At 75.1% G+C, this 20,993-nt stretch carries 13 protein-coding genes and 3 tRNA genes; 5 read left to right on the top strand and 11 right to left on the bottom strand.

Annotation, left to right across the window (positions count from 1 at the left end; translation table 11 throughout):
- The first annotated feature begins 71 nt into the window (after window positions 1–71).
- Entirely contained in the window at window positions 72–1,316 is a 1,245-nt protein-coding gene (locus tag AC3AQ1_RS01305) for a carboxylate--amine ligase (protein WP_159096328.1), read from the top strand.
- A 50-nt stretch (window positions 1,317–1,366) separates the two neighbouring features.
- Here the strand turns inward: AC3AQ1_RS01305 and AC3AQ1_RS01300 are convergent, their stop codons facing one another.
- Complete coding sequence (locus AC3AQ1_RS01300; protein ID WP_108717507.1) at window positions 1,367–1,861, bottom strand: hypothetical protein; 495 nt, start codon at window positions 1,859–1,861, stop codon at window positions 1,367–1,369.
- A 194-nt stretch (window positions 1,862–2,055) separates the two neighbouring features.
- On the opposite strand from AC3AQ1_RS01300, the gene zapE reads away from it, so the two are divergent.
- Complete coding sequence (gene zapE, locus AC3AQ1_RS01295; RefSeq protein WP_108717506.1) at window positions 2,056–3,084, top strand: cell division protein ZapE; 1,029 nt, start codon at window positions 2,056–2,058, stop codon at window positions 3,082–3,084.
- 108 nt (window positions 3,085–3,192) lie between these two features.
- Here the strand turns inward: zapE and AC3AQ1_RS01290 are convergent, their stop codons facing one another.
- The gene (locus AC3AQ1_RS01290; protein ID WP_108717505.1) at window positions 3,193–3,636 is read right to left on the bottom strand and encodes an HIT family protein; all 444 of its coding nucleotides are present in this window, start codon (window positions 3,634–3,636) and stop codon (window positions 3,193–3,195) included.
- A 96-nt stretch (window positions 3,637–3,732) separates the two neighbouring features.
- Between AC3AQ1_RS01290 and AC3AQ1_RS01285 the strand changes: the two genes are divergently transcribed.
- A complete protein-coding gene (locus tag AC3AQ1_RS01285; protein WP_159096327.1) occupies window positions 3,733–5,088 on the top strand; it encodes a M23 family metallopeptidase in 1,356 nt (451 codons plus the stop codon).
- A gap of 48 nt (window positions 5,089–5,136) precedes the next feature.
- On the opposite strand, the gene treZ is transcribed toward AC3AQ1_RS01285, so the two are convergent.
- The 5 genes from treZ to AC3AQ1_RS01260 all read right to left on the bottom strand — a co-directional run bounded on the left by treZ (window position 5,137) and on the right by AC3AQ1_RS01260 (window position 15,596).
- Entirely contained in the window at window positions 5,137–7,011 is a 1,875-nt protein-coding gene (treZ, locus tag AC3AQ1_RS01280) for a malto-oligosyltrehalose trehalohydrolase (RefSeq protein WP_199916499.1), read from the bottom strand.
- Window positions 7,008–9,638, bottom strand: coding sequence for a malto-oligosyltrehalose synthase (gene treY, locus AC3AQ1_RS01275; protein ID WP_108717503.1), 2,631 nt, complete (start codon window positions 9,636–9,638; stop codon window positions 7,008–7,010). The genes treZ and treY overlap by 4 nt, the downstream gene beginning before the upstream one ends.
- Window positions 9,635–11,986, bottom strand: coding sequence for a glycogen debranching protein GlgX (glgX, locus tag AC3AQ1_RS01270; RefSeq protein ID WP_108717502.1), 2,352 nt, complete (start codon window positions 11,984–11,986; stop codon window positions 9,635–9,637). Before glgX ends, treY begins: the two co-directional genes overlap by 4 nt.
- A 251-nt stretch (window positions 11,987–12,237) precedes the next feature.
- Window positions 12,238–14,073 (bottom strand): alpha/beta hydrolase, encoded by a 1,836-nt coding sequence (locus AC3AQ1_RS01265; protein ID WP_159096326.1) that lies wholly within the window; start codon window positions 14,071–14,073, stop codon window positions 12,238–12,240.
- A gap of 14 nt (window positions 14,074–14,087) precedes the next feature.
- Window positions 14,088–15,596, bottom strand: a complete 1,509-nt coding sequence (locus AC3AQ1_RS01260) for an SDR family NAD(P)-dependent oxidoreductase (RefSeq protein ID WP_108717500.1) — start codon at window positions 15,594–15,596, stop codon at window positions 14,088–14,090.
- Between the two features lie 224 nt (window positions 15,597–15,820).
- Here AC3AQ1_RS01260 and hrpB point away from each other — a divergent pair, with 224 nt between their 5' ends.
- The gene (hrpB, locus tag AC3AQ1_RS01255; protein WP_199916498.1) at window positions 15,821–18,400 is read left to right on the top strand and encodes an ATP-dependent helicase HrpB; all 2,580 of its coding nucleotides are present in this window, start codon (window positions 15,821–15,823) and stop codon (window positions 18,398–18,400) included.
- Window positions 18,401–18,490: 90 nt separating this feature from the next.
- On the opposite strand, the gene AC3AQ1_RS01250 is transcribed toward hrpB, so the two are convergent.
- From AC3AQ1_RS01250 to AC3AQ1_RS01235, 4 genes are all read right to left on the bottom strand, one after another.
- Window positions 18,491–19,528, bottom strand: a complete 1,038-nt coding sequence (locus AC3AQ1_RS01250; protein WP_108717499.1) for an NAD-dependent epimerase/dehydratase family protein — start codon at window positions 19,526–19,528, stop codon at window positions 18,491–18,493.
- A 103-nt stretch (window positions 19,529–19,631) separates the two neighbouring features.
- Window positions 19,632–19,703 (bottom strand) — tRNA-Val (locus AC3AQ1_RS01245).
- A 6-nt stretch (window positions 19,704–19,709) separates the two neighbouring features.
- Window positions 19,710–19,780: transfer RNA gene (locus tag AC3AQ1_RS01240), tRNA-Cys, on the bottom strand.
- A gap of 48 nt (window positions 19,781–19,828) precedes the next feature.
- Window positions 19,829–19,901, bottom strand: a tRNA-Gly gene (locus AC3AQ1_RS01235).
- Between the two features lie 191 nt (window positions 19,902–20,092).
- Between AC3AQ1_RS01235 and AC3AQ1_RS01230 the strand changes: the two genes are divergently transcribed.
- Window positions 20,093–20,938: an aminotransferase class IV gene (locus AC3AQ1_RS01230; RefSeq protein ID WP_108717498.1), complete on the top strand. Its 846-nt coding sequence runs from the start codon at window positions 20,093–20,095 to the stop codon at window positions 20,936–20,938.
- The last annotated feature ends 55 nt before the right edge of the window (window positions 20,939–20,993 follow it).

Raw genomic sequence — 20,993 nt, 5'->3', positions numbered from 1 at the left:
CCCCGCCCGCGTCCGGAGGCCCTGCCGGGCACCGCTCTCGCGGAGTGCGGGGCAGCGCGGCGGTGCGGCCCGTGCGGCCGATCGTCCTCGGTGGCGACATCGGGGCCTACGCGTCCGCGCGGGCGTTCCACGAGGCGTTCGGCGTGCGCTCGGTCGTGGTCGCGGGCGCGGCCACCGGGCCGGTCCGCGACTCCGTCGCCGTCGACCTGCGGGTCGTGCCCGACGTCGCCGCCGACCTCGTCGCCACCCTGGGCGCGATCGTCGCGGAGCGACCGGGGGAGCGCCACCTCGTGCTGGCGAGCGCGGACTGGCTGGTCGAGGCGGTGGTCGCGGCGGCGCCGCAGCTGCGCGACCTCGGCGTCGTCGTCCCGTACGCACCGGCCGACGTCGTCGCGCAGGTGTCGGACAAGGCGCAGGTGATGGCCGCGTGCGCCGCCCTCGGCGTGCCGCACCCGGAGACGGCCGTGCTCGTGCTCGACGGCGAGGCGAGGCTCGACGCCGTGCTCGCGCCGTTGGCGGAGCTCACCTACCCGCGCGTGGTGAAGGTCGCCTCGACGTCGCGGGCGCACGACGTGATGTACCCCGGCCAGGCGAAGGTGCACGTGGTGGCCGACGCGGCCGAGGCGCGCGACCTGCTCGGCCGGATGGCCGCGGCCGGCCTGCGCGGCGGGGTTCTCGTGCAGGAGGTCCTCCCGGGCGGGGACGGCGCGATGGCCGCGGCGAACGTCTTCGTTGGGCCCGACGGCGAGGTGCGGTTCGCGCAGCTCGGTCGCGTCCTCCTGGAGGAGCACACGCCGACGGCCCTGGGCAACTCCCTCGCCCAGGTCACGGCCGACGCCCGCACCGACGCCGTGGCGCCCGCGGTGCTGGCCGACGTCCAGCGGCTGCTGCGGCATCTGGGCTGGAGCGGCTTCGCGAACGTCGACCTCATGCAGGACGCTGCGGGCACCTACCGCGTGCTCGAGATCAACCCGCGCGTGGGTCGCAGCGGGTACGCGGTGACGGCCTCGGGGTACAACGTGGCGGCGATGTACGTCGACGCCTACCTCGACGGCGCGCCCGCGCCGGCGGCGCCCGTGCTCGGCGCGCGGGAGCACCTGTTCACCGTGGTGCCGACGGCGCTCCTGCGCGTGTTCGCGCCGCAGGCGCGCGCCCAGGTGCGGCGGCTGCGCCGGGCCCGCGCCGTGACGAACGTGCTGGTGTACCGGGCCGAGCGGAGCCCGCGGCGCTGGTGGTACGTGACGGTCGCGGCCGTGAACCAGGCCCGCAAGCTGCTCCGGTACCACCCGGCGTCGCCGCTCGCCGGTCGCCGCTGACCGGGAGCCGCGCGCCGCGTCTGCGGCGGGCGCCGCCGAGGCGAGGCGTGCTACTCGCCGACGACCGAGGTGCCCGTGTAGAAGTGCAGGACGGGCACGCCGAGCTCCTTCTCCGCCTTGTCGGCCCAGCCGCGGTGGAAGGTGTCCTCCACGGCGCGGGGCTGCGTCACGGCGATGACTTGGAGGATGTCGGGGGCCGCGGCGAGCTCCGCGCGCAGGGCCACGACGACGTCGTCGGCGATCGTCGCGGCCTCGACCTCTGCGCCGGCCGCCTCGAGCGCGTCCACGGAGCCCTGCAGCACCTCGGCGGCGTCGCGGCGGGCGACGTCGTCGGGCAGGTCGTTCCTGCCCGTCACGTCCTCCCACGCCTCCTTGAGGTCGAGCACCATGAGGTGGTCGAGGAAGTCCGACACGACGCTGTGCTTCACCTCGGTGGGCACGAGCACCCGGTAGACGGCGCCGTCCTCACCGGCGAGCGCGAGGATCTTCGCGACGTCGGAGGCGGCGAGGACGTCCTCGCTCAGGACGACGACGGTCTGGGGCATGGCACGGGCCTTCCTGCGGGGAACGGGTGGCGCGTCCGAGGGTCTGGTCGCGCGGCGCCACCAGCCTAGGCCCCGCCGGGCCCGCCAGGGCCGCCAGCCCCGCCAGGACCGCCGGGCCCGCCAGGGCCGCCAGCCCCGCCGGGCCCGCCAGGACCCGGTGCCCGCCGTCGCAGAGTGCCCGGTAGCCTGCCCACGTGCCCGACCCCGCCCACCCGATCTCGCTCACGGACCGACTCCCGGAGGTCACGGCGGCGCAGCTGCTCGCCGGCCTCGTCCCGCCGCCGCAGTTCGCCCGCGCCTCGTTCGACTCCTACGTGCCCGATCCGGCGCACCCTTCGCAGGCCCACGCGCGCGAGCGCATGCGCGACCTGGCGGCCCGCATCGTCGAACCCCCGCGCAAGAGCCTGTTCCGCAAGGCGCCCCCGCCCCCGCCGTCGCTCTACCTCGACGGCGGCTACGGCGTCGGGAAGACGCACCTGCTCGCCTCGCTGGCGCACGCCGTCGGGCCCGAGCGCTCCGCGTACGGCACGTTCGTCGAGTACACCCACCTCGTGGGCGCCGTCGGGTTCCGCGAGTGCGTGGCCGCGCTGTCGGACCGCGCGCTCGTCGCGATCGACGAGTTCGAGCTCGACGACCCGGGCGACACGGTGCTCATGTCGCGCCTCCTGCGCGAGCTCGCCGACGCGGGGGTCACGCTCGTGGCCACGTCGAACACGCTGCCCGAGGCGCTGGGTGAGGGCCGGTTCGCCGCAGAGGACTTCCTCCGCGAGATCCAGGCCCTCGCCGCCCGGTTCGAGGTCATGCGGATCGACGGCGAGGACTATCGCCTGCGCGACGGACGCCCCGAGCGGACCGCGCTGACCGACGAGGAGGTGCGCCTCGCCGTCGAGCAGGCGTCGGCGAGCGGCGCGCAGGCGAGCCTCGACGACTGGGGCGGGCTCATGGCGCACCTCGCGCGGATCCACCCCTCCCGCTACGGGCAGCTGGTGGACGGCCTCGACCTCGTCGCGGTCACCGGCGTGCACGAGCTCGACGACGACATGGTGGGGCTGCGGCTCGTCGTCCTCGTCGACCGGCTGTACGACCGTGACGTCCCGGTCCGGCTCGGCGGAGCAGCGGTCGCCGATCTGTTCAGCCCTCGCATGCTGACGAAGGGGTACCGCAAGAAGTACTTCCGGGCACTCTCGCGGCTCGGTGCGCTGGCCGGACGGCCCCTGCCCTGAGCCCCCGCCCGACCTCGCGCGGCGCCGTCGCCGGCTCTCCGACGGCATCTGCGCCGCACGCCGAACGGTCACGGGACGAGGGATCCGGCACCCGTCCGACCCCGGCGGTCAGCGCGCGCTGAGCGCCCGGGCCTCCTCGACGGGCTCGGCCTGCCCGCCGGCGGCGAGGGCGTCGCGCAGCCGCTCGGCTGCGTCGTCGAGCTCGGAGTCCGGCGCGGGCGGGCCCTCGATGCCGTGGAAGTCCTCCGGGCCGTGGGTCGGGAGCACGTGAAGGTGCAGGTGGGGGACCCCGTAGCCCTGCACGACGAGGCCCGAGCGGACACCGCCGAACGCCTCGAGCTGCGCGCGTCCCACGATGCGGGCGACGTCCACGAGGTGGGCCATGAGTCCGGGGTCGGCGTCCAGCCAGTGGTCCACCTCGGCGCGCGGCACGACCAGGGCGTGCCCGGGGCGCACGGGGGCGATCGTGAGGAACGCGACGCACGTGGGGTCGGACCAGACGAACCGTCCGGGGATCTCGCCGTCGATGATGCGGGTGAACAGGGTCGTCATGGGTCCTGACGGTACCGAAGGCGCGGGGTTGCCGAGGTAGTGTGATCCGGGTCACCATCGGGGGTGGCAGCCGGGGGCGGCGGAAGGGTGACGGACGTGCGGGCAACGGTCCTGACGAGAGGCGTCGCGGCATGCCTCGCGGCCGCCGTCGGGGTGCTCGTGGCGGGCGGCGCGCAAGCGGCGCCGGTGCCGCTGCCGGTCTCGGGGGAGAGCGCCCCCGCGTACCTCGACTCCCCGATCGCCGGGGCGGCCTACCTCGCACCCGAGCACGCCAGCCCGCGCTGGGACCGCACGTCGAGCGCCCGTGGGGCGGCCGACTCCGACGGGCTCTCCCCGATGGACTATCCGCTCGAGGAGGACTCGGTCGACCCGCTGGCGGAGGCCGCCTCGTGGTGGACCCCGGCCACCGCGACCGGGACCGCGCCCCCGCCGCCCGCCCCGCTGCTGTCCGCCGTGGACGGCGCGGTCGAGCAGGCCGCGTACCGGCTCTCGCTCGCCGAGGCGGGGGTCGAGGTGTCCGAGCTCGGCTGGGTGCACCCGCTGCCGAACGGGAAGTTCGCCTCACCCTTCGGGTTCCGCGGCGCGATCGCGGGGTTGACCAGTGCGGGGCTGCACAACGGCGTGGACCTCTCGGCCCCGCTCGGGTACCCGATCCGGGCGGCCGCCGCGGGCACCGTGGTGTACGTCGGCAACGGCAGCCGCGAGCTGGGGCTCTCCGGATGGGTGGTCGCGATCGACCACGGCGACGGCGTCGTGACCGCGTACAACCACATGGCCCAGGCCGGCGTGCTCGTGACCCTCGGGCAGCAGGTCCGCGAGGGCGAGATCGTCGCACTGGTCGGGACCGAGGGTCGGTCGACCGGACCGCACCTGCACTTCTCGGTGCACGTCAACGGCGTGGCCGTCGACCCCGTCCCGTTCATGCTGGCGCGCGGCGTCGACCTGCGCTCCGGGCGCACCGTCACGCCGGTCCCGCTGACCGCCGACTACCTCGCCGCCCAGGCCGCGTTCCAGGCCAACCTGGTGGCGATCGCCACGACGCCGCTCCCGCCCGTGCCGGTGGTGCAGGCGCCGTCGCCGACCCCGACGCCCACGCCCGACCCGTCCCCGAGCCCGACGCCCACGCCCGACCCGACTGCGAGCCCGACGCCGGAGCCGTCGCCGAGTCCCTCGCCCAGTCCGTCGGCCAGTCCGTCGCCCAGCCCCGGACCCTCGGCGACGCCGCATCCCTCGACTACGCCCACGCCGACTCCGAGCCCGACGCCCGAGCCGTCACCGCAACCCTCTCCGAGCCCGAGCCCCACCGCCACGCCGACACCGGCCGCGACGGCGTCACCCGAGCCCGCAGGGACGCAGCCTTCCGCGTCAGCAGCGCCGTCCGCCGCCGCGAGCGACGAGCCGACCTCGAGCGCCGCCGTGGCCGGGGACCCCGAGCCGACCGCCGCTCCGTAGCGCACCCGCGCCGGCGCCCTCGCGAGCCGGCGCCGGCGCCGACCGCGATCAGCTCCGGGTACGCACCAACGCGACGCCGTGGGCGCCCAGGTCGACCACGCCGTCGTGCACGCTGGTGCCCGGCTCCCACGCGAGCAGCACCTCGACGGCGCCCTCGACGCGCACCGGGAGCGGCTCGTCGGTGAGGTTGAGGACGACGGCGACGCCCGAGCCGCCGTCCGACGCGCCACCGTCCGCAGCCTGCGCCGCCTCCCCGGCACGGTGCAGCACGAGCGCGGTCGCGTCGTCGTCGGCGTCCACCCGGGTGCGCGACCGGTCGCCCGAGGCGAGGGCCGGCTCGCGGCGGCGCAGCGCGATGAGGTCGCGGTGCCACGCGAGGAGCCGGTGGTGCCGGCGCGCGCCGTCGTCGGGTGTCGCACCGGAACCAGCGTCGTGTGCGTCGCCCCGCGGAGCGTCGATCTCGCTCCAGTCCAGCCGGCTCGCCTCGAAGGTCTCAGGGTCCTGCGGGTCGGGCACCTCGTCGGTGTCCCAGCCGTGACCGCCGAACTCCTCGCGCCGCCCCCGGGTCACGGCCTCGCCGAGCTCGGGCTCGGGGTGGGAGGTGAAGAAGCGGAACGGCGTGCTCGCGCCCCACTCCTCACCCATGAAGAGCATCGGGCTGAACGGCGAGGCGAGCACGAGCGCGGCGGCCTGCGCGAGCGCGGCGGGCGGGAGGCTCGCGCCCGGCCGGTCACCCGTCGCCCGGTTGCCCACCTGGTCGTGGTTGGCCGAGCACACCACGAAGGCGTGGCCGTCGATCCCCTCGGGAACCGGCGCGCCCCAGTCCTGCTCGCGGAAGGTCGAGTACGTGCCGTTGTGCACGAAGACGTCGCGCATCACCTGGGCGAGTGCCGCCGTCGAGCCGAAGTCCACGTAGTAGCCCGCGCGCTCCCCGGTGAGCAGGGCGTGCACCGCGTGGTGCACGTCGTCGTCCCACTGCGCGGTCATGCCGTGGCCCCCGGCCGCGGTCGGCGTGACCATGACGGCGTCGTTGAGGTCGGACTCCGCGACGAGCGAGAGCGGCCGGCCCACCTCGCGCGCGAGGTCCGCGACGGCGTCGGACAGCTCGGCGAGCAGGTGCCGCTCGGAGTCGTCGACGAGCGCGTGCACGGCGTCCAGCCGCAGCGCGTCGACGTGGAAGTCGCGCAGCCAGCGCAGCGCGTTGTCGACGAGGAAGGCGCGCACCTCGGCGCTGCCCGGTCGGTCGAGGTTCACGGCCGACCCCCACGGGGTGGTGTGCGCGTCCGTGAAGTAGGGGCCGAACTCGCCGAGGTAGTTCCCCGACGGACCGAGGTGGTTGTAGACGACGTCGAGGCACACCGCGAGCCCGCGGGCGTGCGCGGCGTCGACGAACGCCTGCAGAGCCTCGGGGCCGCCGTAGGGCTCGTGCACCGCGTAGAGCGCGACGCCGTCGTACCCCCAGCCGCGGTCCCCGTTGAAGGCGGCGAGCGGCATGAGCTCGACGACGTCGACGCCGAGCTCGACCAGGTGGTCCAGCCGCTCGATCGCGGAGGGCAGCGTGCCGCCGGGCGTGAAGGTGCCCACGTGCAGCTCGTACGTCACGGCGCCGCGCACGTCGCGCCCCGCCCACGCCGCGTCGGTCCACGCGAAGGCGTGTGCGTCGAACGTGCGGCTCGGCCCGTGCACCCCGGCGGGCTGCCGGGGCGAGCGCGGGTCGGGGCGGGGATCGCCGCCGTCGAGCCGGAAGGCGTAGTCCACCTCCGGCGCGACGTCGCCGGTGGTGCGCCACCACCCGCCGCCGACGGCGAGCATCGCCTCCTCGTGCGCGTCGCCACCCTCGCGCCCCACGCCGAGCACCACCGCCACGGCGTCCGCGTAGGGCGCCCACACCGACAGCGGGGCGGCGCCCGGCCCGCTGGTCACGAGGGCGCCCCGGACGGCCCGGCGACGGCGTCCGCGGCGTGCCCGGCGTCCTCGGCAGCCCCAGCCGCCTCGGCAGCCCCAGCCGCCTCGGCAGCCCCAGCCGCCTCGGCAGCCTCAGCCGCCTCGGCCGTGACATCCTCGACCGGCAGCAGGAACGCGACGGGGGAGGGGGCGAACAGGTCGGCGAGCCGGACCGGGCCGGGCCGGTGGACGAGGCCGGGTCGGCGGGGGTCGGCCCACGTGGTGCCGTCGGGCAGCACCACCTCGCGCTCACCCCAGCCCGACGTCAGACCCGTGGTGTGCCGGCTGATCACCGTGAGCGAGCGGGGTTCGCCGTCGCGCGTGCGGGCGAAGGCGACGGCCCGCTCGGAGGAGGTCGCGAGCGGGAGGTAGCCCGCGCGCGGGCCCACGAAGGCCTCGGGGTCGCCGCGCCGCGCGTGCAGCACGGCGCGCACGAGCGCGAGCTTCTCCTCGCCGAGCGAGCCGGTGCCGCTGCCGTCGGTCCGCTCGACGCGGTCGAGCGCGACGGCGAGAGCCGCGTAGTCCACGGGGCGCCGGTTGTCGGGGTCGACCAGGGCGATCCGGGTGGTCTCGGTGCCCTGGTACACGTCCGCGACGCCCGGCAGCGTGAGCTGGAGGAGCGTCTGACCGAGCGTGGCCGCGCGGACCGAGGCCCGTGTGCGGTCCAGCCACCCCGCCATGAGCTCGGCGACGTCCGGCGAGGCGAGCACGTGCTCGGCGAAGGCGATCACGCGCTCCTCGCGAGCGGCGTCCGGGTTGGTCCAGGCGGTCCACTCCTTGGCCTCGCGTGCGGCCTTGAGCAGGTACCCCGTGAACCGGTCGGCCTCGAGCGGGCCCTCGTCCGTCCAGGTGCCGGCCAGGATCTGCCAGAGCAGGTTCTCGGTCCGGCCCGGCAAGTCGGTGGGTCGTGCGTCGGACGTGGCCGCGCGCAGCGCGTGCACCAGGTCGACCCACGCCGTCGCGTGCTCGCTGAGCACCCCGATCCGGGCACGCACGTCGGCGCCGCGCTTGGTGTCGTGCGTCGTACCCGCCGTCATCGTGTCGGGCCAGCGCTGCTGCTGCCGCTCGGCCCACGAGTGCAGCGTGTCCGGCCCGAGGGCGAACGTGCCCGGCGAGGCGCCCACCTCGCACAGGCTCACCAGGTGGGTCCACCGGTAGAAGGTGGTGTCCTCCACGCCCTTGGCCATGACCGCGCCGCAGACCTGCTGGAAGCGCACGATGATCTCGTCGCGGCGGGGCTCGCGCACCTTGCCCGCGCTGCCGGCCTCGCGCCCGAGCACGAGGTCGACCACCACCTGCATCGTGTCGGCCCGCTCCTCGTCCAGCCGGGACGCGGCCAGGGCGGCCGCCTCCTCCACGAGGGCGACGGCGGCGGGCGGGGCGGGCTCGCCCGCGACGACGTAGGCGCGGTAGCGGTCGAAGGCGATGACGAGCTCGGTGACGCAGTCCAGCAGGGCGCGCCACGTGTGGTCCCGCAGCCGGATGTCGTCGTGGCACACGTCGGAGATGAGGGACGTGAGCCGGTGCACCTCGGCGAACAGCGACTGCTCGACGACCTGCCGCTTGCTCTCCACGGTGAGCGCCGGCAGGCCCATCGGCCCGTCGCCGGTCAGCTCGTGCATGATCCCGGCGAGCGCGGGCGCACCGGCGGGATCCACGAGGAGCTGGCCGACCCGCCATGCGGTGTCGTACCCGGTGGTGCCCGCCACGGGCCAGTCGGCGGGCAGCTCCTCCGTCGGCTCGAGGATCTTCTCGGCCACGACCCAGGCTCCGCCGGTCGCCTCGTCCAGGTGCCGCAGGTAGGCGCGCGGGTCGGCGAGGCCGTCCGGGTGGTCGATCCGCAGGCCGTCGACGAACCCCTGCGCCATGAGCTCGAGCACGAGGCGGTGGGTCGCGTCGAACACCGCCGGGCGCTCCACGCGGATCGCCACGAGGGTCCCGACGTCGAAGAACCGTCGGTAGTTCAGCTCCTCGTCCGCGACGCGCCAGTAGGCGAGCCGGTAGTGCTGGGCCTCGAGCAGTCGGGTCAGGGGCAGGCTCTCGGTGCCGGCCCGGACCGGGAAGACGTGGTCGAAGTAGCGCAGCACCGTGGTGGGCCCGACACCGGGCACGTCGACCTCGTCGACGGTGAGCTCACCCCGTCCCAGTACGGCACCGATCCGGTCGCCCAGGACGGGCATGAGCAGCCCGGCCGAGGGGCCCGACCACTCGACGTCGAACCACTCGGCGTACTCCGAGGTCTCCCCGTGCGCCAGGACGTCCCACAGCTCGCGGTTGTGCCACGCAGGCGTCGGCACCGCCATGTGGTTCGGCACGATGTCCAGCACGACGCCCATGCCCCGTTCGTGGGCCGCCGCGCAGAGCCGCTCGAGGGCGGCGCGCCCGCCCATCACCTCGCTGACCTCGTCGTGGTCCACGACGTCGTACCCGTGCGTCGACCCCGGCGCCGCCGCGAGCACGGGCGAGAGGTAGAGGTCGGTCACCCCGAGCCGCTCGAGGTACGGCAGCTGGGCGCGCGCCTCGTCGAACGAGAGGTCAGGACCCAGCTGGAGGCGGTAGGTGGAGACCGGGGTGCGTCGGGAGGGCTGGTGGGGCTCGCGGCTCATGCGTCGTTCTTCTTGGCGCGCGGCTTGCGCGGCGCGCGCCGCTTCGGCGTGGGCGGGTTGGGTGGCGTCGCACCGCCGCTGGTCCCCGTCTCGTCGGCCGCCGCGGCCGCCGTCGCCGGGTCGGTGGGTGCGGTGGAGACCGAGGCGGTGGGCGCGGCCTCCGCCGCCCGGGCGAGCTGCGCCGTCGTACCCGCCGACACGCTCGTGCCGGGACGCCGCGTCACCGTGACGCTCGGGCGGGAGAACACGACGATCGAGCTGCCGGCGACCTGCACGGTCGTGCCCGCGGCGAACACCTGCCAGTCCTCGAAGGAGTGGTCGGAGTCGAGCACGCCCTGCCAGGCCTGACCGTAGGAGGCGGGCGGCAGGGTGAACGTGATGGGCGCCGGGTCGGCGTTGAAGAGCACGAGGAAGGAGTCGTCGACGATCGGCTCGCCCCACTCGTCGGGCTCGTTGATCGCGTCGCCGTTGAGGAACACCATGAGCGCCTTGGCGTACCAGGTGTTCCACTCCTCGCCCGTCATCGGCTCCGCCGCGGGGGTGAGCCACGCGATGTCCTGGATCCGGTCGCCCTCGGACTCGGTGTAGGTGCCCTCGAAGAACCGCCGGCGGCGGAACACCGGGTGCTTGGCGCGCAGCGCGATGACCTTGCGCGCGAACTCGAGCATCGTGGTCTGGGGCTCGCCCAGCTCCCAGCTCATCCAGGAGATCTCGTTGTCCTGGCAGTAGACGTTGTTGTTGCCGCCCTGGCTGCGCCGCAGCTCGTCACCGTGCGCGATCATCGGCACGCCCTGCGACAGCAGCAGCGTGGCGAACAGGCTGCGGGCCCGCCGCGCGCGCAGCTCGAGGATCTCCGGGTCGTCCGTGGGTCCCTCGGCACCAGAGTTCCAGGACCGGTTGTGCGACTCCCCGTCCCGGCTGTCCTCGCCGTTGGCCTCGTTGTGCTTCTCGTTGTAGGAGACGAGGTCGTTGAGCGTGAAGCCGTCGTGCGCCGTGATGAAGTTGACCGACGCGATCGGCTTGCGGCCGGTGTGCTCGTAGAGGTCGGAGGACCCGGCGAACCGGCTCGCGAACTCCGACATCGTGTGCGGCTCGGCGCGCCAGAAGTCGCGCACGGTGTCGCGGAAGGCGCCGTTCCACTCGGTCCACAGGGGCGGGAACCCGCCGACCTGGTAGCCGCCCTCGCCGAGGTCCCAGGGCTCGGCGATCAGCTTGACCTGGGAGACGACCGGGTCCTGGTGGACGAGGTCGAAGAACGCCGACAGGCGGTCCACCTCGTGCAGCTCGCGAGCGAGGGTGGCCGCCAGGTCGAAGCGGAAGCCGTCCACGTGCATCTCGGTGACCCAGTAGCGCAGCGAGTCCATGATGAGCTGCAGCACGTGCGGGGACCGCATCATGAGCGAGTTGCCCGTGCCGGTGGTGTCGAAGTAGTGGATGGGCTCGTCGTCGACGAGCCGGTAGTACGCGGGGTTGTCGATGCCGCGGAAGGACAGGGTCGGGCCCAGGTGGTTGCCCTCCGCCGTGTGGTTGTACACGACGTCGAGAATCACCTCGATGTCGGCCTCGTGCAGCGCCTTGACCATCCCCTTGAACTCCTGCACCTGCTGCCCGCGGCTGCCGGTGGCGCTGTAGGTGTTCTGCGGTGCGAAGAAGCCGATCGTGTTGTAGCCCCAGTAGTTCGACAGGCCCTTGCCCTGGAGCGTGGAGTCGTTGACGAACTGGTGCACCGGCATGAGCTCGATCGCGGTGACGCCGAGGGTTTTGAGGTGCTCGATGACCGCGGGGTGGGACATCCCCGCGTACGTGCCTCGCAGGTCCTCCGCGACGTCGGGGTGCAGCATCGTCATGCCCTTGACGTGGGCCTCGTAGATGACGCTGCGGTGGTACTCGTGCGCCGGCGGGTGGTCGTGGCCCCAGTCGAAGAAGGGGTTGTGCACCACGGAGGTCATGGTGTGACCGAGGGAGTCCAGGTCGTTGGGCGCCTGCCCCGGCTCGGGCGCGCCGCCGGCGGGGTAGGACAGGAGCGCGGGGTCGCCGTCGATCGTGCCGTCGAACGCCTTGGCGTACGGGTCGAGGAGGAACTTCGCGGGGTTGCACCACAGGCCGCGCTCGGGCTCGTAGGGCCCGTGCACGCGGTAGCCGTAGCGCTGCCCGGGCTGCACGGCGGGCAGGTAGACGTGCCACACGTACGCGTCGACCTCGCGCACCTCGATGCGCTCCTCGTTCCCCGCGTCGTCGATCAGGCAGAGCTCGACCCGCTCGGCGACCGAGGAGAAGAGGGCGAAGTTCGTCCCCGTCCCGTCGTAGGTCGCGCCGAGCGGGTAGGGGTGTCCAGGCCAGATACGCATTGCGGAAGCATGTCATGGACGCGTGACATCCCTGTGACGCGGTCGGGGAGAGCGTTGCGCTCAGCGGGGCGCCGAGCGCGTTCGGCCTCGTCAGCGCGCCGGCGCGGCGACGGGGCCCGGCGGCGGAGCGCACCTCGCGCGGTCGGCTCGTCAGCGCGCGACGGCGGAGCGCACCTCGCGCGGTCGGCTCGTCAGGGCGCCGGCGCGGCGACAGGGCCCGACGGCGGAGCGCACCTCGCGCGGTCGGCTCGTCAGCGCGGCACGTCGGCCAGGCGCGCACGCAGGGCCGCGAGACGCGACTCGTCCCACCCGTCCGGCTGAGTCACCCAGCGCCAGGCGTCGACGTAGGCGCCGCAGTAGTGGTGCCCGTAGCCCGCGGGGATCCCGTCGGAGTCGGAGACCATCATGTCGAGGAAGAGCTGGACACCGGTGATCACCGGCCACCACTGCAGGCGTGGCAGCACGTCCTGGCCGGCGGGCTCGCGCAGCCAGTCGTCGGGACGCCAGAGCTCGGGCCACCACCAGCGCGCGACGCCGTCGCTCGGGTGCTGGACGTAGACCACGCGAGGCGAGCCGGCCGGGCCGAGGGCGTCGAGGTGCTGGGGTCCGCCGTTGCGGGTCGCGAAGCGCACGTGCCGACCGCCGTCCAGGACGGGGTGGATCTGGGTGGAGCCGGCATCCCGCCGCGCGGTGAGCTCGGTCACGAGCGGCGTGAACCGGGGCGAGCCCGCCCACACCGCGCCACCCGCCCGGCTCAGGACGTCCTCCAGCGAGCCGAACGCTGCCTGCGAGCCGTAGGCGCCGAGCGACAGCCCGAAGGGCACCAGCAGGGGCCGGGAGTCCGGCGGCAGCTGCCGCCAGCGCGCGTGCACGGCCTCGAAGAGCGCGCGGCCGGCGCGGGCCGGCAGGTCCAGCTCGAGGGCCAGCTGGACCCAGCTGGGGTTCACCGAGTACTGCAGGGCGGCGACCGCGGTGCGGCCGCCGTGCAGGTACTCCACGGCCGCCACGGCCGGACCGTCCACCCAGCCCGACCCGGTCGGGGTGACGAGGACGAGCACGTCCCGCTCCCAGGCACGGGTGCGGTCCAGCTCGGCGACGAGGCGTGCGGCCATCGCGTCCAGGTCGGGCGGGTCGACGAGCTTCCCGTGCGTCGTGACGCCCACGTAGACCCGGATCGGCTCGACCGCGGGGCGGCCGGTGAGCTCGGCGATCTCCTCGACGGAGGGACCGGAGCCGACGAACCGACGGCCCTCCGCGCCGAGACCCGACCACGGCTCGAAGGAGGCCGGCGAACCGGACCGGGTGCTCGCCGTCGGGCGCTCGTACTGGTGGGAGATGGTGCCGCTGCGGATCGCGAAGCGGCCGGTGACGTAGCGGCCGAGGATCTCGGCGAACCCCGCGCGCAGGAGGAGGATCGAGCCGACGGTGTAGAGGGCGTCGCCCGCCACGCCCGCGACGGGCTCGGGCAGCCAGCGCCCGAGCAGGCTGCGCAGCGCGTGCACGCGGCGCCGGATGCGCCGCTGCGCGATGACGGGCAGGACGATCGCGCCGGCGGCGACGGCGAGGGTGCGCGGATCCGGTTGCGCGGTCGCGGGCAGGCCCCACAGCCGCTGGAGGCGACGCTGCCCCTGGGCCCCGGTCCAGAGCGTGACGACGGCGGTCGCGGCGAGGCCCGCGCCGGCGACCGCGCGTGCGACGGGCTGGGCGTCGGACCACGGGTGGCCCGCCGCGTCGTCCGCGCGGTGCGCGCCGCGGCGCGCCCAGTGCACGAGGCGCTCACCTCGCGCGCCGAGCGCGTACCCGACGGCGAGCGACAGCCCGGCGGCCACGCCCTGGGCGACGGCTCCGCGCGGCGCGAGGGTCGGTCGGGTGCCGGCCGCGTAGGCCGCGGCCCCGACGGCGAGGCCCGCGGGGGAGAGGCTGCGCCAGAAGCGGCCGAGCGGGCCGACGGCCAGGCGGGCGCTCGCCGCGGCCGGCGTCACCGCTGCTGCTGCTCGCGCCGCGTCCGCCGCCGTGGCCGTGGCCGCCCGGTCCGTCGCCAGGGCTCGCGCCGCCCGGAGCGACGCCAGCACTCCCGCGGCGCTCACCGCGTGAACGGTCCTCACCACGGCGCGCGCGCGTAGTCCTTGAGGAAGCAGCCGTGCAGCAGCTCCCCGGCCTCGCCGCGCACGATGGGGTCGTATACCCGGGCGGCGCCGTCGACGAGGTCGAGCGGCGCGTGGAAGCCCTCCTGCGCGAGACGCACCTTCGTGGTGTGCGGGCGCTCGTCCGTGATCCAGCCGGTGTCCACGCTCGTCATGTAGATGCCGTGCTCGGCGAGCTCGGTGGCGCTGGTGCGGGTGAGCATGTTCACGGCGGCCTTGGCCATGTTCGTGTGCGGGTGACCGGGGCCCTTGTAGCCACGCGCGAAGACGCCCTCCATCGCGGACACGTTGACCACGTAGGCGCGGCCGGTCGCGGTCGCCGACATGCTCGCCCGCAGGCGCGAGAGCAGGATGAACGGCGCCGTGGAGTTGCACAGCTGCACCTCGAGCAGCTCCATCGGGTCGACCTGTTCGACGGTCGCGACCCAGGAGTTGTGGTCCACCTCGTCCGGCAGGAGGCCGCCGGCGTCGATCGCCGTGCCCGCGAGGTGCCTCTCGAGGGAGGCGCTCGCCGCGTCGAGGGCGGCCCGGGCGGGGCCGAGGCTCGCGAGGTCGGCGCCGACGGGATTGCTCGGCAGGTCCGTCACGGAGCCCGCGAGCATCGCGGGGTGCGCGGCGCTGGTGCGCCCGAAGGTGATCGTGGGGACGTCCGGGTCGTCCGGCAGGTGCAGGTTCTCCGCCTCGGCCAGGGCCGAGTAGGCGCCGGGCGTGCGCCGGACGGTCTGGGCGGCGTTGTTGACGAGGATGTCGAGCGGACCGCGGGCCGCGACGTGGTCGGCCAGGGCCACGACCTGGGCGGGGTCGCGCAGGTCGATGCCCACGACGTCGAGCCGGTCCAGCCACTCGTGCGCGTCCGGCATCGCGGCGAAGCGGCGGGCGGCGTCGCGCGGGAAGCGCGTCGTGATGGTGAGGTGGGCGCCGTCGCGCAGGAGACGCAGCGCGATGTACATGCCGATCTTCGCCCGCCCGCCGGTCAGCAGGGCGCGCCGCCCCGTGAGGTCGGTGCGGGCGTCGCGCTTGGCGTGGTTGACGGCCGCGCACGCGGGGCAGAGCTGGTGGTAGAACCAGTCGACCTGCGTGAAGAGCTCCTTGCACACGTAGCACGGCAGCGGCTTGCGCAGCGTGCCGGCCACCCGGTCGGGCGTGGTGGCCGAGCTCGGCAGGAGGCCGGCCGTCTCGTCGTCGATCCGGCCGGGGCTGCCGGTGGCGGTGGAGTGGATGACGGCGCGGTCGTGGTCCTGCAGGTCGCGACGGCGCTCGTCGCGGCGGACCTTCTTGGCCAGCTTGTACAGGCCCGCCGTCGCGCGACGGGCCTCGATCTGGTCGGGGTGGTCCGAGGGCAGGTGGGCCACCTCGCGCGCCACGCGGACGAAGACCGCCATGTCGGCGGGGTCGACGCCCGCGGGTGCGTCGGCGTCGGCGTCGAACGCGTTCGATCTGGTGGAGAGGTCCTCGAGGGTGGTCATACGCCTGCCTGGGCCGGGCAGGCGCGAACCTGCGGAGAGAGTCGAGTCGGTCAAGTCTACGGGCGGGTTGCGCAGCGAGCCCGGGACGGTGGCGACGGCCACAGGGGCGGGACCGGCGGGCTCGCGGTCGTGGGAGCGAGGCGGTGGCGCTGGCGGCCCGGACAGGGGGTCGCGGCGCGTGCCTCGCCGTCGGGCGTGGGGCTGGGCCCGGCAGACTGGTCGCGATGGATGCGATCGCGCGGCTGCTCGCGAACCCCGGCGACCTCCCGGTGCGGGGCGCGCTGCCGGAGGTGCGTGCCGCCGTCGAGCGCGCGGGTGTCGCGGTGCTCACGGCGCCGCCCGGGAGCGGCAAGACCACGCTAGTCCCGCCGCTGCTCGCGGACATCGTGCGCGCAGGTGCCGGTGTGGGCGCCGGTTCCAGGGCACGTGCCGGTGCCGGTGCCGGCCGGATCGTGGTCACCCAGCCGCGGCGGATCGCGGCCCGGGCGGCCGCGCGCCGACTCGCGTCGCTGCTCGGCCAGGAGGTCGGCGGCGACGTCGGCGTCACGGTGCGGGGCGAGTCGCGCACGTCCCCGCGCACCCGGGTCGAGGTCGTCACGACCGGCGTGCTGCTGCGCCGGCTTCAGCGCGACCCGGCGCTGCCCGGCGTCGCGGGCGTGGTGCTCGACGAGGTGCACGAGCGGTCGTTGGAGTCCGACCTCGTGCTGGCGATGGTCGCCGACGTGCGGGAGACGCTGCGCGAGGACCTCCGCGTGGTCGTGATGTCGGCGACGCTGGACGCCGCCGCTCTCGGCGCCGCATGGGACGCGCCGGTGGTCGTGGCCGACGGGGCGCTGCACGAGGTCGACACGGTGTGGTGCCCGCCCGAGCGGCCGCTCGTGCGCAGCGACGAGCGAGGCGTGCGGCGCGAGTACCTGCAGCACGTGATCGCCGTCGCGCGGCGCGCCGTCGCCGAGCGTGCGGGGGATGTACTCGTGTTCGTGCCGGGGGCGCGGGAGGTGGACGACGTCGTGGCCGGGCTGCGGCGTGCGCCCCTCGGGGGTCTCGCCGGCGCCGAGGACACGGCCGACGGGCGTCGCAGCGAGGAGCCGGAGGTGCTGCCGCTGCACGGGCGCCTTCCCGCCGCAGCGCAGGACCGCGCGCTGCGGGCCGGTGGGCGTCGACGGGTCGTGGTGAGCACCGCCGTCGCGGAGTCCTCGCTCACGGTGCCCGGCGTGCGCGTGGTGGTCGATGCCGGACTGGCGCGGCAGCCGCGCACCGACCACCGGCGTGGGCTTGCCGGGCTGGTCACGGTGATGGTGAGCCGCGCCGGCGCCGAGCAGCGCGCGGGCCGCGCCGGGCGTGAGGGCCCGGGGGCGGTGTACCGGTGCTGGTCCGAGGCCGAGCACGCCCGGCTCGCGCCGTTCGCCGAGCCCGAGGTCGCGACGGCGGACCTCGCCTCGTTCGTGCTCGAGGCCACGTGCTGGTCGCGCGACGGCGTCGCCGGGCTCCGGCTGCCCGACGCGCCACCCCGCGCCGCGCTCGAGGCGGCCGAGGAGGTGCTGCGCGGGCTGGGCGCGCTCGACGGCGACGGCGTGGTGACCGCGCGGGGTCGCGCGATCGCCGGGGTGCCGACGGATCCGCGGCTCGCCCGCGCGCTGCTCGACGGCGCGGCGTCCGTCGGTCCGCGCGCCGCGGCCGAGGTGGTAGCCCTGCTGGCGGAGGACTTGCGCGCTTCCGGGGGCGACCTCAGCGCCGCGTGGCGGGCGGCGCGGGGCGGAGGAGCGGGGACCGAGTGGGCGCGGACGCGCGACCGGTTGCTCGCCGTCGTGCAGGACGCCGACGGCGGGGCGGACGTCGCGGGAGACGCGCCCACGCGGGCGGTGCGCGACGCGCAGGCGCGCGACACGCCGAGGGTGAGCGACGCCGTCGTGGCCGAGGTGGTGGCACTCGCGCACCCCGACCGGCTGGCGCGGCGTCGGGCCGGGTCGACCGCCTATCTCATGGCCTCGGGCTCGGGCGCCGTGCTGGGCGAGGGGTCGGCGCTGGTCGGCCAGGAGTGGCTCGCCGTCGCCGACGCCGATCGCTCGCGGGGGAGGGACGCGCTGATTCGGTCGGGGGTCCCGATCGACGAGGCCGCGGCGCTCGCCGCCGGCGCTGCGCTCGTGCGTGAGGAAGTCGACGTGGCGGTCGAGGGCACGCGCGTGGTGGCTTCACGGGTGCGCCGCCTGGGTGCGATCCCGCTGTCCTCGGTGCGGCTGAGCCGCGTCGGACCGGAGGGTGCGGCGGCGCTGCGGGCGGCCCTGCGCCGCTCGGGAGTCGGCGTGCTGCGCTGGACCGAGGCCGCGAGAGGCCTGCGGGCACGACTGGCGTTCCTGCACCGTGAGCTCGGTCCGCTGTGGCCCGACGTGGGGGACGACGCGCTCGCCGAACGCGTGCAGGAGTGGCTTCCCGACGGGACGACGGACCTTGCGCGCGTCGACGTGCTCGCGCTGCTGCGCGGGCTGCTCCCGTGGCCCGACGCCGCGCACCTCGACGAGCTCGCGCCCGAGCGGATCGCGCTGCCGTCGGGGCGGTCCGTACGGGTGGAGTACGGGGCGGACCAGCCCGTGATCGCGTCGCGCGTGCAGGACTTCTTCGGGATGCACGAGACGCCGCGGCTGGCCGGGGGGCGGGTTCCGGTGGTGGCGCACCTGCTGTCACCCGCCGGTCGGCCCGCGGCGATCACGGCTGACCTGGCGGGCTTCTGGGACGGCGGGTACACGGCGGTGCGCGCGGACCTGCGGGGGAGATACCCGAAGCACGCCTGGCCGGAGCGGCCGTAGGGGTAGCCGTACGAGTAGTGGCGCGTCTGTGGTGGACGTGGCGGTCGCCGTGTCCACGTGTGGCGCGCCGAGGGGATATCGGTGCTCGGCTCAGGACGACGCGAGTGCGAGAAGCTCCCGTTCGTCCTCGTCGGAGAGACCCGACGTCGGCACCCCGCCGACGGTCTCGTGCCACCGCAGCGTCGCGGCGAACGTCTCGGCGAGCGGGCGAAGTCGGAGCCCGGCGGCGAGCGCGGCGGCGTTGCTGCGCGCACCGAAGCCGGCCCACTCCGGGTCGTCCAGCCACAGTGGCATCGAGCGCGGCCCCGCCCACGGAGCGACCTCGTGCGCCGCGAGCCACGGTCCGTCCACCGCGACGAGGGCCGGCTCGCCAGGCTGTCCGCCGCCGCCGTCAGGCGCCCCCGCCTGCTCGCCACCGCCCACCGCGAGCGCCGCCTCGTGCGCGGCGCTCAGCGCCGCGGGGAACGGCGTCGCGTGCCCGACGGCGTTGAACACTCCCGTTCGTCCGCTGTCGAGCAGATGGACGATCCACGCCGCGAGGTCCTCGACGTCGATGAGCTGCACGAGCAGGTCGGGTGCGTCCGGGACGAGCACCGCCGGCCCGCTCGGGTGGGCGAAGCGCCACGGCCAGTAGCCCGATCGCCCCGAGGTGTCGCCGGCGCCCCCGATCAGGCCGGGCCGCACCACCGTGGCGCGGGAGGCGCCGTCGAGCACCGCCCGCTCGCACGCGACCTTCGCGCCGCCGTAGTCGGCCATCGACTCGAGCGCGTCGCCCGCGAGCGCAGGCAGCAACGGCCCGTCCTCGGTGAGACCGGGCGTCGCGGTGTCCGCATAGGCGCTGCCGCTCGACACGTAGAGGTAGTGCGCACCGTCGGCCGCGAGCTGCGCGACGGCGGAGCGCACCTGGCCCGGTTGGCTCGAGACGTCGACGACGGCGTCCCACACCTTGCCCGCCACGCTCGCCAAGCCGTCCGGAGCGGTTCGATCCGCGCGGACGTGCGTGACGCCGTCGGGCACGGTGCCGTGCAGGCCGCGGGTGACGGCCGTGACGTCGTGGCCGGCGGCGAGCGCGTGGCGCACCACGGCGGCGCTGACGAAGACGGATCCACCCAGCACGAGAAGGCGCATCGTCACACCGTAGGCCGAGGTTGGCATGGGCGAGGTGCCCCCGCAGAAACGCGAGAGGCCCCCGGCTCGGCGTCGCCGCCGGCCAGGGGCCTCTCGTCAAGGGTGGGCGATACTGGGATCGAACCAGTGACCTCTTCCGTGTCAGGGAAGCGCGCTACCGCTGCGCCAATCGCCCGCTGCGAGGTGGGTACGGGATTCGAACCCGTGTATACGGCTTTGCAGGCCGCTGCCTCGCCTCTCGGCCAACCCACCGCGCTGAGATCGCTCCCAGCAGGATGACCCATCAGGTGGGTGCTTCCGAGCGGATGACGGGACTCGAACCCGCGACCCTCACCTTGGCAAGGTGATGCTCTACCAACTGAGCCACATCCGCATGCTCCGTGCGACCTTTTCGGCCGTGCGGCGCGGATAAGACTCTAGACCAGCCTCGCCGGGATGACCAAATCGGCGCGCTGGCGCCGCTCGCGGGCCGCCCCTGGGCGCGGACTCCCTGGGCCGCAGTGCGCTGGCCCGCCCCGCGACCCGGACCGGTTCCGTCCGCGCCCCGATGGCAGGATCGAGCTCATGACGACGATCGCGTGGGCCCACGGCGCTCTCATCGACCCGACGACCCCGCAGCTGTCGGTGCTCGACCACGGCTTCGTCGTGGGGGACGGCGTCTTCGAGACCTGCGAGCTCATCGACGGCGCACCCTTCGCGCTCACGCGGCACCTCGAGCGGCTGCGGGCCTCGGCGCTCGGCCTCGGGATCGCCGTGCCCGACGAAGCGGTGGTGCGCGACGCCGTCGCGCAGGTGAGCCAGGCGTGGCACTCCGCCGAGCCGGGCACGACGGCGAGACTCCGGATCACCTGGACGGCCGGTCTCGGCCCGCTCGGGTCGGACCGGTACGAAGGTCCGGGGACCCTCGTCGTCGCGGCCTCGGCCGTGCCGTCCCACGGAGAGGTGCGCCTGCACGTCTTGCCCTGGACGCGCAACGAGCGCGGCGCGCTCGCTGGGCTCAAGACGACGTCCTACGGCGAGAACGCGATGGCACTGGCCCGGGCTCGTGCGCACGGCGCCGCGGAGGCGATCTTCGGCAACACCCGAGGAGAGCTCTGCGAGGGCACGGGGACGAACGTGTTCCTCGAGGACGCCGAGGGCCTCGTGACCCCGCCGCTGTCCTCGGGCTGCCTCGCCGGCGTGACCCGCGCGCTCGTCCTGGAGTGGGCCGTCGAGGCGGGCGTCGCCGTGCGCGAGGAGGCCCTGCCGCTCCGTGCGATCCACGACGCCCAGCACGTGGCGATCACCTCGAGCACCCGCGGTATCGCGGCCGTCGCGGCGGTCGACGGCGAGCCCAAGCTCCCGGGTCGGCTCACCCTCGCGATGGGGGAGATCTTCGCCGCGCGCCGGCTGGAGCGGATGGACCCGTGAGGTTCGGCGGGGCGACGTCGGTCCGGACGGGCTCCGTCAGGGTGCCGTGCCGGTG

It is taken from the genome of Miniimonas sp. S16 (assembly GCF_057748195.1).
The sequence above is the reverse complement of the archived record's forward strand: the minus strand, read 5'-3'. Positions and strand labels throughout refer to the sequence as shown.

What these genes read in the sequence shown, in the direction of transcription:
- AC3AQ1_RS01300 (WP_108717507.1), bottom strand. Translation starts at nt 1,861, where the DNA reads ATGCCCCAGACCGTCGTCGTCCTGAGCGAGGACGTCCTCGCCGCCTCC.
- AC3AQ1_RS01290 (WP_108717505.1), bottom strand. Translation starts at nt 3,636, where the DNA reads ATGACGACCCTGTTCACCCGCATCATCGACGGCGAGATCCCCGGACGG.
- treY (WP_108717503.1), bottom strand. Translation starts at nt 9,638, where the DNA reads ATGAGCCGCGAGCCCCACCAGCCCTCCCGACGCACCCCGGTCTCCACC.
- glgX (WP_108717502.1), bottom strand. Translation starts at nt 11,986, where the DNA reads ATGCGTATCTGGCCTGGACACCCCTACCCGCTCGGCGCGACCTACGAC.
- AC3AQ1_RS01260 (WP_108717500.1), bottom strand. Translation starts at nt 15,596, where the DNA reads ATGACCACCCTCGAGGACCTCTCCACCAGATCGAACGCGTTCGACGCC.
- hrpB (WP_199916498.1), top strand. Translation starts at nt 15,821, where the DNA reads ATGGATGCGATCGCGCGGCTGCTCGCGAACCCCGGCGACCTCCCGGTG.
- AC3AQ1_RS01250 (WP_108717499.1), bottom strand. Translation starts at nt 19,528, where the DNA reads ATGCGCCTTCTCGTGCTGGGTGGATCCGTCTTCGTCAGCGCCGCCGTG.
- AC3AQ1_RS01230 (WP_108717498.1), top strand. Translation starts at nt 20,093, where the DNA reads ATGACGACGATCGCGTGGGCCCACGGCGCTCTCATCGACCCGACGACC.